11 protein-coding genes are annotated in these 13622 nt (G+C 58.2%); 2 read left to right on the top strand and 9 right to left on the bottom strand.

The annotated features are described in order from the left end of the window. The first annotated feature begins 248 nt into the window (after positions 1-248). The gene (locus ACZ9IM_RS02150) at positions 249-1376 is read left to right on the top strand and encodes an AGE family epimerase/isomerase (protein WP_476223267.1); all 1128 of its coding nucleotides are present in this window, start codon (positions 249-251) and stop codon (positions 1374-1376) included. Between the two features lie 122 nt (positions 1377-1498). Here ACZ9IM_RS02150 and ACZ9IM_RS02145 read toward each other — a convergent pair whose 3' ends face one another. From ACZ9IM_RS02145 to amaB, 8 genes are all read right to left on the bottom strand, one after another. Continuing rightward, positions 1499-2260 carry an SDR family oxidoreductase gene (locus tag ACZ9IM_RS02145; protein ID WP_095634036.1) on the bottom strand — a complete coding sequence of 254 codons (762 nt, stop codon included), beginning with the start codon at positions 2258-2260 and terminating at the stop codon, positions 1499-1501. An 832-nt stretch (positions 2261-3092) separates the two neighbouring features. Next, complete coding sequence (locus tag ACZ9IM_RS02140) at positions 3093-3809, bottom strand: ABC transporter ATP-binding protein (protein WP_007902726.1); 717 nt, start codon at positions 3807-3809, stop codon at positions 3093-3095. After that, the gene (locus ACZ9IM_RS02135; protein WP_008009771.1) at positions 3806-4678 is read right to left on the bottom strand and encodes an ABC transporter ATP-binding protein; all 873 of its coding nucleotides are present in this window, start codon (positions 4676-4678) and stop codon (positions 3806-3808) included. The genes ACZ9IM_RS02140 and ACZ9IM_RS02135 overlap by 4 nt, the downstream gene beginning before the upstream one ends. Next, positions 4675-5958 (bottom strand): high-affinity branched-chain amino acid ABC transporter permease LivM, encoded by a 1284-nt coding sequence (gene livM / locus ACZ9IM_RS02130; RefSeq protein WP_008009773.1) that lies wholly within the window; start codon positions 5956-5958, stop codon positions 4675-4677. Before livM ends, ACZ9IM_RS02135 begins: the two co-directional genes overlap by 4 nt. 3 nt (positions 5959-5961) lie before the next feature. After that, positions 5962-6876 carry an ABC transporter permease subunit gene (locus ACZ9IM_RS02125; protein WP_192345939.1) on the bottom strand — a complete coding sequence of 305 codons (915 nt, stop codon included), beginning with the start codon at positions 6874-6876 and terminating at the stop codon, positions 5962-5964. Positions 6877-7116: 240 nt separating this feature from the next. After that, positions 7117-8250, bottom strand: coding sequence for an ABC transporter substrate-binding protein (locus ACZ9IM_RS02120; RefSeq protein WP_427625141.1), 1134 nt, complete (start codon positions 8248-8250; stop codon positions 7117-7119). A 364-nt stretch (positions 8251-8614) separates the two neighbouring features. After that, entirely contained in the window at positions 8615-9898 is a 1284-nt protein-coding gene (gene amaA, locus ACZ9IM_RS02115) for an L-pipecolate oxidase (protein WP_401173933.1), read from the bottom strand. A 152-nt stretch (positions 9899-10050) separates the two neighbouring features. Then, a complete protein-coding gene (amaB, locus tag ACZ9IM_RS02110) occupies positions 10051-11541 on the bottom strand; it encodes an L-piperidine-6-carboxylate dehydrogenase (protein ID WP_476223266.1) in 1491 nt (496 codons plus the stop codon). 184 nt (positions 11542-11725) lie between these two features. Here amaB and ACZ9IM_RS02105 point away from each other — a divergent pair, with 184 nt between their 5' ends. After that, positions 11726-12637, top strand: a complete 912-nt coding sequence (locus tag ACZ9IM_RS02105; protein ID WP_305423873.1) for a LysR family transcriptional regulator — start codon at positions 11726-11728, stop codon at positions 12635-12637. 95 nt (positions 12638-12732) lie between these two features. Here ACZ9IM_RS02105 and ACZ9IM_RS02100 read toward each other — a convergent pair whose 3' ends face one another. Beyond that, positions 12733-13542, bottom strand: a complete 810-nt coding sequence (locus ACZ9IM_RS02100; RefSeq protein ID WP_401173938.1) for a helix-turn-helix domain-containing protein — start codon at positions 13540-13542, stop codon at positions 12733-12735. Positions 13543-13622 lie beyond the last annotated feature (80 nt).

Below are 13622 nucleotides of genomic sequence, written 5' to 3'. Positions count from 1 at the left end.
GCTTGCACGGGTCGTATTTGCACTGCTGAAAGGGCAGAGTGAATACCAAGCGAAAACGGGTTGAGGGCTTCCCCTCAACCATAGAATCTCCCACAGGATATTCGCCGCCAGCACAGATCGTGTGAATACCGATGATCCCTGTGGGAGCGGGCTTGCCCGCGATAGCGTCCGATCAGACACCGCCTCTCTCAAGCCTGCCTCTCTGCTACCATGTCGCGCAATCGCCCCTGCCGTGACGACGCCAGCCAATGCCGCATGTTTCCCGCTCCGCTTCCCAGCCTGAATTGACCGCCCTGTTCGCCTCGGTGCAACAGCACTTCCAGGACGTGATCGTGCCGCTCTGGCAAGGCCCCGGCTGGAACGCCGAGATGGCATTACCTTATGAAGCGCTGGACGCCGAGCATCAGCCGCTGCCACCGCAGCGCTATCGGGCCATGGCTTGCGCGCGGCAGCTGTACCTGTTTTCCAGCCTGATTGGCCAAGTGCCTCAGGCCGAAGAACGGGCGGCGGCGCTGTTCCGCTCCTTGCAACAGCATTTCCACGATGCCGAGCATGGCGGCTGGTTCTACAGCATCGACCCGCAAGGTGAGCCGCTGGATCAGCGCAAAGACCTCTACACCCACGCCTTCATCCTGTTCGCCTGCGCCCATTATTGGGACAAGGTTCGCGAACCGCTGGTGGAGTCGGTACTCAACGCCACGCTGGAAGTGTTGGCGCAGCGCTTCGCCACAGGCGACGGCCTGTACGAAGCGAGCCTGGACCGTGATTGGTCCTCGCTCAACTCCGGGCCGCTGCAGAATCCATTGATGCATTTGGCCGAAGCCTTCCTCGCCATCCTTTCGGTGCGTGAGGACGTTGCCGTGCAGGGCGCGCTTGTCGAGTTATGCACAGCCATGCAACAGCGTTTCATCGACCCGCAACACGCGGTGTTGATGGAAAAGCCGCTTGGGGCTGTGGATAACTGGTTCGAGCCGGGCCATCAGTTCGAATGGTATTTCCTGCTGGAGTCCTCACCCTTGCTGCGCGGCTCCAGACTGCATGCCTCGCTGGACCACGCCTTTACGCTGACCGAGCAACTGGGTGTGGATCAGCACACAGGTGCTGTGCGCGCGATGCTGGAACTGGACGACCATCCTCGTGATGCGACCCAACGCATCTGGGCCCAGGCCGAATACCTGCGCGCCCTGACCTTGCGCCCGGGCAGCGAAGCCTCTGTGCAGCGCCAATTGCAGGCGCTGCAACAGCGCTTTTTGCATGCGGGCGGCTGGTATGAGTGTCGCGATGAGCAGGGCGAAGTGAGCCGCAAGGACATGCCTTCGACTACGCCTTATCACTTGGCGACCTGCTATCGCGGGCTGGCCGAGTATTTGCGCTGACTGAGAGATAGCTATCGCGAGCAGGCTCGCTCCCACATTTGATCTCTGTTGTTCACAAGTAGTGCGGTCAAAGGAGATCTACTGTGGGAGCGAGCCTGCTCGCGATTGGCCGTTACTCGGCCTTACGCCTTACGCTCAATCGCAAACCCGCTCCAGGTCTGGCTCACCGGCATCAGCTCAAGGCTGTTGATGTTGATGTGGGCCGGTGCGTTGAGCACCCAGAAAATGGTCTCGGCGATGTCTTGCGGCTGGATCGGCTCGGCGCCGGCGTAAGTGGCGTTGTAACGCTCTTGGTCACCGGCGAAACGCACCAGCGAGAACTCGCTCTCGCACAGGCCCGGTTCGATATTGCTGACCCGCACGCCAGTCCCTTGCAGGTCGCAACGCAGGTTCAGGGAGAACTGTTTGACGAACGCCTTGCTCGCGCCATACACGTGACTGCCCGGGTACGGGTAGTTGCCGGCGATGGAACCGAGGTTGACGATGCTGGCGCCACGACCGTGAGCGATCAATCGCGGCAACAACAGGCGAGTGCTGTACATCAGGCCTTTGATGTTGGTGTCGACCATGGTGTCCCAATCATCAAGATCGCACTTGGGAGCCGGGTCCACGCCCAAGGCCAGGCCGGCGTTGTTGATCAGCCCGCGCAGCTTGGCGAAGGACGGCGGCAGGTTGGCAATCGCCTCCTCCATGGCCTTGCGATCCCGTACGTCAAGCACCAGGCCATGAACCTCGGTCTGCTTCGACAACTCGGCGCACAGGGCATTGAGGCGCTCTTCACGACGACCTGTCAGCACCAGTTTCCAGCCGGCTTCGGCAAAACGACGGGCGCAGGCTTCACCAAAACCGGAAGTCGCGCCGGTAATAAACAGGGTGTTGGACATCGTGTTCTCCTTGCTTCGGCTGATCGACAGCCCTTGGAATAGAAAATCAGTTGCCAGCATGCCCGGCCTTGTCCACAGCGGCAACCATCGCAAAAACCGTACAAAAAACAATCAACACCGGCAACGCCATATGGGCTGTGGCTTGCAGCCATGTACGCGCACCTTATCCACAGGCCGGTCCACAGTTTCCGGGGGCAAGTGCAAAAGCTGCAAGCCGCTGCCTATAAGGCTTTGCGGGCAGATTAGAAAGTTTTTTGCTTGACCCTCGGGTGCTTGCTGTGTAACCCCGGGCAATTTGCACGACCGGGCGGTCAAATTGACGATGGCTCCAAGCCAGTAATTACGGCCCTCAGCCGACTCTTTCCAGAGTTTAACCACAGACTTATCCACAGGCTTTTCCACCTCGATTCATGCCAGGTTTGTGCCTAACAAAAAGGTTGACAAAGCCGGCTCGAGGTCCAGCAAAAACACCTGATCAAAAAACAATCACATCGCTGCAAGCCACGGATTCAAAGGCTTGCAGCCAGCTACTCCCACGTTATTCACAGCCAGCTCCACAGCAAACGGGGACAAGTCAAAACCGTGATAAAACAGCAATTTGCAGCGGCTTTATGTCGCGCTTTGAGAGGTCGTGAATATTGTTTTCCACAATTTCCCTTTACCTCAAAGCACCATCCTGTGTAGGAGCTGCCGAAGGCTGCGATCTTTTCCTCAAACACCTCAAAGCAAGATGAAAAGATCGCAGCCTTCGGTAGCTCCTACGGGGGATTCTGCGGGCATAAAAAAACGCTCTGACGTTGAGTGCGTCAGGGCGTTTTTTGGGCTCTTCGGCCTAGTGGCCGCCGAGGTAGGCGTTACGCACCTCATCGTTCACCAGCAGCTCCTTGCCGGTGCCGCTGAGGCGGATCTCGCCGTTGACCATCACGTAGGCCCGGTCCGACAACTTGAGGGCGTGGTTGGCGTTCTGCTCCACCAGGAAGATGGTCATACCGGTGCTGGCCAGTTCCCGCAGGGTCGCGAAGATCTGTTTCACCACAATCGGCGCCAGCCCCAGGCTCGGCTCATCGAGCAGCAACAGCTTTGGCCGACTCATGAGCGCCCGGGCGATGGCAAGCATTTGTTGCTCGCCGCCGGACATGGTCATGGCGCGTTGGGTACGCCGCTCTTCGAGCCGTGGAAACAACTCGAACATGCGCTGCATGTCTTCCTTGGCGTACTTGTCACCGATTGGAATCGTACCCATCAACAGGTTTTCCTCGACGGTCATGTCAGGGAACACCCGCCGACCTTCCGGCGATTGAGCGATACCGTTGGACGCGATGTAGTGGGACGACTTATGGGTGATATCCACACCCTGATAGACGATTTGCCCGTCAGCCGCCCGTGGCTGGCCGAAGATCGACATCAGCAGGGTCGATTTGCCGGCGCCGTTGGAGCCGATCAGGCTGACGGTTTCACCTTCATTGATGTGCAACGAGACTTTCTTCAGGGCCTGGATCGGCCCGTAGAACACGTCCAGATCCTTGAGTTCGAGGATGGGTTTACTCATACCACTTCCTCTTCTTCGGCGCCCAGGTAGGCGGCAATCACTTTCGGATCGTGTCGAATCGCTTCAGGCCCGCCCTCGGCAATGACAACGCCGTGGTCCAGTACAACGATGTGGTCGGAAATGCTCATTACCATGCCCATGTCGTGTTCGATCAGCACCACGGTCAGATCGTGCTCGTCGCGCAGCAGCCGGATCATCGCGCTCAGCGCTTCGGTTTCCTGAGGGTTGAGGCCGGCGGCCGGTTCGTCGAGGCAGATGATCTGCGGCCGGGTACACATGGCCCGGGCGATCTCCAGACGGCGCTGCTGACCGTAGGACAGCTCACCGGCCAGGCGGTTGGCGCAGTCCACCAGATCCACCACTTCCAGCCAGTAGAACGCATGGTCCAGCGCATCGCTTTCGGCCTTGCGGTAACCCTTGGTGTTGAGGATGCCGGCCAGCATGCCGCGGTTGACCCACATATGCTGGGCCACCAGCAGGTTTTCCAGCACCGACATTTCCCTGAACAGGCGAATGTTCTGGAAAGTCCGCGCCAGACCGGCACGGTTGATCAGGTGCGTGCCACCGAACATCTTGTAGCGGAGTCGGTTGATAAAGCTTTTGGGTGAAACGAAATCGACGGCCTTGAACGGTTCCCCGAGCATTTTGATGACGTCGGTTTTCACACCGCGGGTGTTGAGTTCAATATGCCCGCCGGACGCTTTGTAGAATCCGGTCAAGCAGTTGAACACGGTGGTCTTGCCGGCGCCGTTGGGGCCGATCAGGGCGAAGATCGAGTTGCGCTTGACCTTCAGGCTGACATCGCTCAGAGCCTTGATGCCGCCAAAGTGCATCATCAGTTTGTCTACCGAGAGTACGACTTCGCTCATGGCGCTACTCCTTTACGCGGGGTCACACCGGTACGGCTGATCCGAATCAGGCCGCGCGGTCGCCAGATCATCATCAATACCATCAGGATGCCGAACAGCAGCACGCGATACTCAGCGAAGCCGCGCAGCAGTTCCGGGGCTACAGTCAGCACGAACGCCGCAATTACCACGCCGATGGTCGAGCCCATGCCGCCGAGCACCACAATGGCGAGGATCAATGCCGATTCGAAGAAGGTGAACGAGGTCGGGTTGACGAACCCCTGATAAGTAGCGAAGAACACACCCGCCAGGCCGGCCGTCGATGCACCGATGGTGAACGCCGACAGCTTGACCAGTACGTGGTTCAGGCCCATGGAACGGCAGGCGATTTCGTCTTCACGCAACGCTTCCCACGCCCGGCCGACCGGCATCCGGGTCAAGCGGTGCTTGATATGCAGCACGGCCAGTACCACCAGGAACAACACCGCGTAGATGAAGTAATACTTCACGTCCGGGTTATAGGCTATGCCGAAAAACTCATGGAACGGCACCCCACCCTCTTTCGCCCTTTTGCCGAACTCAAGGCCAAAGAACGTTGGCAACGGAGCCGCCATACCGTTCGGGCCGCCGGTCAGGGACAGCCAGTTATTGAGGATCAACCGGATGATTTCACCGAACCCCAGCGTCACGATCGCCAGATAGTCACCGTGCAGGCGCAGTACTGGAAAACCGAGGATGCAACCGGCCAACCCGGCAGTGATTGCCGCCAGCGGCAGCACCGTCCAGAAACCCAGCCCCAGGTATTGATAACCGAGCGCCAGGCCGTAGGCACCGATGGCGTAGAACGCCACATAACCCAGGTCGAGCAGGCCGGCCAGGCCGACCACGATGTTCAGCCCCAGCCCCAATAGAACGTAGATCAGCCCGAGAATGACCACGCCCAGCAGGTAGGAGTTGGAGAAAAACGGGAACACCACGGCGATGACGATCATCACCGGGATGATCCAGCGCAAGCGGGATTTGTAATCAGGCGGCAGTACATGAACCCCGGAGCCAGTGCTTTCAAAGCCTTCGAGAATTCTCAGGCCCTTGGGGGTTTGCAGGAACAGGCTCAAGGCAAAGCGGCCAGCCATGACGATGGCGACAATCCATGCCACCCGGGTCGCTTCCAGGTTGAAGCCGTAGCCGTCGAGGACCACGCCAACAATCGGGCCGAACACAATCAGGGCCACCAGGCCGGCAAGAATCGCGTCAACCAGGCTTCTTTTGAGATCAATGGTTTTTTTAGTGGTTGAAGACATCGCTTACACCTTCGACACAAGAGGACGGCCGAGCAGGCCTTGGGGCCGAAAGACCAGAACGAGAACGAGCAGCGAGAAGCTGAAAACGTCTTTGTAGTCCGAGTTGACCAAGCCAGAGAACAGCGACTCGGAGATCCCGAGAATGATCCCGCCAAGCATTGCCCCTGGCAGAGAGCCGATCCCGCCGAGTACCGCGGCGGTGAACGCCTTGATGCCAATGATGAAGCCCGCGTAGAAGTCGAACGTGCCGTAGTTCATGGTGATCAGCACGCCGGCCAGGGCCGCCATCGCCGCACCGATGATGAACACGTAGGAAATGACGCGATCGGTGTTGATCCCCAGGATCGAGGCCATCTTGCGGTCTTGCTGGGTGGCGCGGCACATACGGCCGAGCTTGGTGTACTTGATGACGTAGGTCAGCAGGGCCATGCCGACAAACGCTGCGACCAGAATGAAGATCTTGGTGTAGGTAAGCTGGACGAAGCCGGTCCCGACTTCAACTCGCCATGCACCGGTCAGCAGTGTCGGTACGCCTTGTTGACGGGCGCCTTGGGCAATCTGTGCATAGTTTTGCAGGATCAGCGAAATACCGATGGCGCTGATCAGCGGTGCCAGTCGGGTGGAGTTGCGCAGCGGTTTGTAGGCGACGCGCTCGATGACCCAGCCATACACCGCCGTGACGATGATGGTGAAGACCAGTGTGCCAAGCATCAGCAGGGGGAAGGATTCAATACCGAAGTATGCCAGCAGAGCCAGACTGATTGCCGCGAGGTAAGCGGAAATCATGTAAACCTCGCCGTGGGCGAAGTTGATCATGCCGATGATGCCATAGACCATTGTGTAGCCGATGGCGATCAGGCCATAGACCGACCCGAGGGTCAGGCCGTTGACCAGTTGCTGCAGGAAAATACCATCCATAACGCAATCTCACGCAGTGAGAACCTGCACACCAGTGATGTGCGGTTCTTCTAGGAAAAATACAGATTTACGTCGGAGCAATGTCAGCCACGATCAGCCTGGCCCCACTGATTCCGTGTGGGAGCGAGCCTGCTCGCGAAAGCGGTTGAACATTCAACAAAGCTGCTGTCTGTCAGTCCGTCTTCGCGAGCAGGCTCGCTCCCACAGGGACTTGTGGGGTTCAACTGATCGTGTCAGCCCTTACTTCTGCTTTTCCAGCTGGTGGTATTTGCCATCCTTGTCCCACTGGTAAACCACGTAGTCGGAGACTTTCAGGTCACCCTTGGCGTCCCAGGTCTTCTCGCCCATCACGGTTTTGACCGGATTTTTCTTCAGCCACTCGGCGGCTTTCTCGCCACTGTTGGATTTGGAACCATTGAAGGCTGCGGCCAGGGTCTGGACCGAAGCATAGGCGTACAGGGTGTAGCCTTCAGGCTCGGTGCCCTTCTTGCGGAACTCGTCCACTACGGTCTTGCTGTCTGGCAGCAGGCGTGGGTCGGCACCAAAGGTCATCAGTACGCCGTCAACGAATTGCGGACCGCCAGCGGTGGTCACCAGTTCGTCGGTTACGATACCGTCGTCGGACATGAACTTGACGTCTTTGAGGCCTTGCTCACGCAGTTGACGCACCAGAGGACCGGCTTCCGGGTGAAGGCCACCGAAGTAAACGACGTCGGCGCCAGCGCCGCGGATTTTGGTGACGATGGTGCTGAAATCTTTTTCGCCACGGGTCAGGCCTTCATACAGCACCGGCTTCACGCCGCGTTTCTCCAGCTGGGCCTTGGTAGCATCCGCAAGACCTTGGCCGTAAGTGTCCTTGTCGTGCAGGACCACCACTTTCTTGCCCTTGAGCACGTCGACGATGTAGTCGCCGGCGACGATGCCTTGCTGGTCGTCACGCCCGCACATACGGAACATGGCACTCAGGCCGCGCTCGGTAACAGCCGGGTTGGTGGAACCCGGGGTGATCGCGATGATGCCCGCTTCGTCGTAGATCTCGGAGGCCGGAATGGTCGACGAGGAGCAGAAGTGACCGACTACGCCAGCGACTTTCTGGTTGGTCAGGTCCTTGGCGACCGTCACAGCCTGTTTCGGTTCGCAGGCGTCATCGCCTTTGACCAGTACGATTTTTTCCCCGTTTACACCGCCAGCGGCGTTGACCGCATCAGCGGCTGCCTGCGCACCCTTCATGTACTGCTCGCCAAATGCCGCGTTGGCGCCCGTCATTGGACCCGCTACGCCGATCTTGATGTCAGCCTGAGCAAACGCAGAAACACCCAACGCAGTTGCCACTGCGAGGGCCAGAAAGCCTTTCTTGTAAAACGTCTGGGACATGAGGTGGTGCTCCAAGGTTTTTTTTAGTTGGCACTGCGACTTCACTGAATGCTCAGAGCAAGGGCCGTGCCATCGGTTTTTTATTCTGGGAAAAGTCGCTGCCTTATTGTTTTTTCGACTGTTTCGGGCCCATTTTCATTGGGCGTGCAACCGTCTAAACCGCGGGAGGTGAAACCTTTTCTATTTAAAGGCGCAACCCGCATGCGCCATCATTGCAACCGCAGCGCCAAACAATGTGCAACCAGCCTGTAACAGCCCGCGTCACCGAACTGCACACTGCTGGTGCGGGGACTGCTACAACCCGCACCATTACAGGCTAGCCGCTTCGCTGAAAAGCGCCGCTTCCAGCAACATATTTCAACAATCAGATGACGATCCGCAGGCACTGGCCCGCGTGATACAGCGAAAATCCAGCCTCATACAGGCAGCTTCGCAGCCCCACACCCGCTAATGGCTGCATGGGCGCGAAAGGAATCGGCAGGGCCTGAGGATTTCCATTACACAAATAATCGGCAAAGGCTTTGCCGACGACTGTACCGGTGGTCACGCCTCGACCGTTGTAGCCGGTGACGGCCACCAGACCCGGTGCCGGCTCGAACAGGCGCATCAAATGATCGGGAGTGAAGGCGATACAACCGGTCCAGGTGCACTCCCACTCCACCGGCTTCAAGTACGGAAAGTAATGCTGCTGAACCCGGTCGGCCCAGGCTTTCAGGAACCAGGTCGGTTTCTGGTTGCCATTGCCGAGACTGCCGAGCAACAACCGCCCTTCAGCATCGCGACGGATGCTGCTGAGCACTTGTCGGGTATCCCAGGAACCCTGGCCACCGGGCAGAATCTGCTGCGCGGCGTCTTCGGTCAGCGGCACGGAAGCCACTTGATAGTAATAACCGGGGAAAAAGTTGCGCCGCAGCTCCGTCCAGTCACCTTCGGTATAGGCGTTGGAGGCGATGACCACCTGCTCGGCCAGCACCGAACCCTGGGCGGTCTGCACCGACCAGCGCTGGCCCTGACGTTCGAGTCGAGTCACCGGTGAATGATCGAACAGCTGACCGCCGAGGCTGATGGCCGCGTTGGCCAGCCCCGTGGTGTAAGCCATCGGGTTAATCGTGCCGGCGCGCCGATCGAGCAAGGCGGCGGCGATCTTTTTTGTGCCGGTGGCTTGTTCGCAGGCTTGACCGGTTAACAGTTCCACCGGTGCACCACGACGTTTCCATTGTTCTTCGCGACTGCGCAGATCCGCTTCGCCACGCGCGTTGTGCGCCATGTGCAGCGTGCCTTCGCGGCGTAACTGGCAATCGATGTTGTATTTGTCGACCAGGCTGAACACCAGCGACGGCGCTGCACCGAGCATGCGGTTGAGCTGACTGCCAACCGCCTCGCCGAAACCGGCTTCGATTTCATCCGGTGGAATCCACATCCCGGCGTTGACCAGCCCGACGTTACGCCCCGAACCACCATGACCCGCGCGATGGGCTTCCAGCACACAGACACTTTTACCTTGTTCCAGCAGATGCACCGCCGCCGACAGACCGGTGAAACCGGCACCGATGACGCAGACATCCACCGTCACCTCGCCCTTGAGCGCCACGTTGTCGGGCCTTTGCGGCGTCAGTTTTTCCCACAGACACTCTTCGCGTAACGGCATTGCCAGACTCCAACAGAAACCTAACCAACACACCATTCAATGTGGGAGCGAGCCTGCTCGCGATAGCGTCGGCACATCCAGTATCTATGTGACTGATAAACCGCTATCGCGAGCAGGCTCGCTCCCACAGGGGATCACTGCTTGGCTCAACCTCAGTCGAACGTAATCCCCTGAGCCAACGGCAACTCCAACGAATAGTTCACGGTATTGGTCTGACGACGCATGTACCCGCGCCATGCATCCGAACCGGACTCACGACCACCGCCCGTCTCCTTCTCGCCGCCAAACGCGCCGCCGATTTCCGCGCCGCTTGGGCCGATGTTGACGTTGGCAATCCCGCAATCGCTGCCCACCGCCGACATGAACCGCTCGGCTTCACGCACGTCGGTGGTGAAGATGCACGACGACAGGCCTTGTGGCACGGCGTTGTTCAGGCGCAATGCCTCTTCGAAATCGTTGTAACCGATCACGTACAGAATCGGCGCGAAGGTTTCGCTGCACACCACATCGCTCTGCTCCGGCATTTCGACGATCGCTGGCGAAACGTAGTAAGCGTTAGGGAATTTGTCTTCCAGCTGACGCTCACCGCCGAACACCCGGCCGCCTTCGCTCAGGGCCTGCTCCAGCGCGTCCTGCATGTTTTCGAAGCTGTGTTTGTCGATCAGCGGACCAATCAGATTGCCTTCCAGCGGATGGCCGATGCGCACTTTGGAATAAGCGGCTTTCAGGCGGGTGATGATTTCTTCCTTCACCGACTCATGGGCGATCAGGCGACGCAACGTGGTGCAACGCTGACCGGCGGTGCCAACGGCGCTGAACAGAATCGCCCGTACGGCCATGTCCAGATCGGCGCTTGGGCCGAGGATCATCGCGTTGTTGCCGCCCAGCTCGAGAATGCTGCGGGCGAAACGTGCCGCGATTTTCGGCGCCACTTCGCGGCCCATTCGGGTGCTGCCTGTGGCGCTGACCAGCGCGACACGTGGGTCATCGACCAGCGCTTCGCCGGCATCGCGGCCGCCGATAATCACTTGGCTCAGGTGCGGTGGTGCGTCGCTGAAATTCTTCAGGACGCGGTCGAACAGCGCTTGGCAAGCCAACGCGGTCAGTGGGGTTTTCTCCGACGGTTTCCAGATCACCGGGTTACCGCAGACCAGCGCCAGCGTCGCGTTCCAGGCCCAAACGGCGACCGGGAAGTTGAACGCACTGATCACGCCAACGATGCCCAGTGGGTGCCAGGTTTCGCGCATGTGGTGGCCAGGACGCTCGGAGGCGATGGTCAAACCGTACAGCTGACGGGACAGACCGACCGCGAAGTCGCAGATGTCGATCATTTCCTGAACTTCACCCAAACCTTCCTGAGTGATCTTGCCAGCTTCCCAGGAAACCAGCTCACCGAGGTCGGCCTTGTACTCGCGCAGGATGTCGCCCAATTGGCGCACCAATTCGCCGCGGCGTGGCGCCGGAACCTTGCGCCACAGTTCGAACGCATGATCTGCGCGACTGATGTGCTGCTCGACTTCAGCGGCGCCTTCCCAGTTCACGGCAGCGATACGGCTGCCATCGACAGGTGAATGCACCGGCACTTTGCCGTTCTGGTACAGGGCCGGGTTCACACCAAGACGATCAAGCAATGCGGCAACCATGGGTCACTCCTCAAGCAAAAAACAGAAAACGTTCAACCGAATTAACTCGGCTGATCAGGCCTGTAGTTTTAGCTCCCCGGAGGTTACCCAACAAACGACCTTTAAGAGAGATATCATTCCGTTTATTCATGCTGCGAATCTGCCGGTAAAAAAGAGCATAGAGAAACAAGAAAAAGGACCACCCATGCTGAATAAACGCTACTTGCCGTCGATCACCGCGTTGCAGTGCTTCGAGGCCGTGACCCGGCATTTGAGCTTCACCCGTGCCGCCGAAGAGCTGAACCTGACGCAGAGCGCTGTGAGCAAACAGGTCGCGCAACTCGAAGAACTGTTGCAGCACCTGCTGTTCCGCCGGGTGCGCCGACGTCTGCAAATGACCCCGGCGGGTGATTTGTACCTGGTGGAGGTAAGAAAAATCCTCACACAGGTCGAAATGTCGACTCATTACCTGCGCTCCTACGGCGGTGACACCGAAGTCTTGCGCGTCTCGACACCTCCGACCTTCGGTGCACGCTGGCTGGTGCCACGCTTGAAAGGCTGGCGCCTGCGCCATCCATCGATCCATCTGGACCTGTGCAGCGAACAGGAAGCCGACGACCTGCTGCAAGGTCGCAGCGACCTGGCGTTCTACTTTGGCCAGGGCTCACGGCCCGGCACCGAATGCCTGAAGCTGTTTGGCGAGGAGCTGGTGCCGGTCTGCGCGCCGGGTAGTCTGCCGGATACGCCGTTTACCGACCCTACGCAACTCACCGACCTGGTCCTGCTGCAAAACGCTTCCCGGCCTCAAGCCTGGCACGACTGGTTCGACAGCCAGGGCTACCATACCGAACACAGTTACCACGGCCCGCGTTTCGAAACCTTCTACATGTGCATCCGCGCCGCCCAGGTCGGCTGCGGCGTGGCACTGCTGCCGAAGTTTCTGGTGGAAGAGGAATTGGCTGACGGCAAACTGGTCATTCCCTGGAAGCATGCGATGCCCAGCACCGACGCCTATTACCTGGCGTATCCGGAGCATTCGGCGGAAGTACCCAAGGTGCGGGATTTTGTGAAGTGGATGCTGGAGCAGATCGATAGCCCGGATGCACCGCACAATTGAGATATCACACAACTTTTGTGGCAAGGGGGCTTGCCCCCGGTGGGTCGCGTAGCGGCCCCAAAACCGGCAACACGGTTATCAGACTCATCATGTCATCACGCAATGACAAAGAGGCCATCAACGACTTTGGTTTGAGCGAGACGTCCGCGCAGGTCATCATCGATGGCGGGATCATCCATGCTGTACAGCCGTACCCTGCGATAGGCATTTGTTCGATTGATCTCCTGTCCGAGATACTCCCAAACAACCCTCGAACACGCAGGAGCACGATGGTCAGCTGCGGAAACACCCATCTTCAAGCCATTGAGTCGAGTAATACAGCTTTTGAAGCTCGGGATAAGAATGGTTTGGCTAATCTCGTTGGACGTCAACGATTCATAATCAATGAGGAACAAGCGATCCTGTAGGTAGTAGGCAACTCCCACGTATCGATATTGCTCAAACTCCCCATCCGGCCCAGCTATCTGTAAGCGTTCATTTCGCTCGTATACGAAATGCTGCCCCTCTTCGTATATGTGCACCAAGGAACACAGAATGGAACCAGGCTCTGTCATTGCGTGGTAGTACTCGTAGTAGTAACCCGTATGAGCTTTTAGCTGTGACGAAGACTGTTGACGAAGGTGATCAAGCATCCGCTGCGGCGCCGTTACCTCGCTGGAAGGACTAATTCGTCTCGCTTTAACACCAATAAGAATGATGAATTGCTCTGTCGGCAGACCTATCTCGTATTCTTCTACTCCGAAAAAATCACAGATCCGTTTAAGGTTAAAAGGTGTGGGAAGGCTATTTCCGCACAGATATTTATTAAATTGCCCACGATTAATTCGAAGCTTCCTACAGACTTCCGCGACGGATCGGTAGTGACTACACAGCAGTCTTAAGTTAGCCGGAAGAAAATCACGCATACAAGCCTTCACAATAGTGCCAGAAGACTCAAACATAGCAGCAATTCGCATCACTTTTAACCAACTTGCGAAATTGCGCA

It is taken from the genome of Pseudomonas sp. TE12508, assembly GCF_056279485.1.
This window is presented reverse-complemented; position numbering and strand designations above follow the sequence as displayed.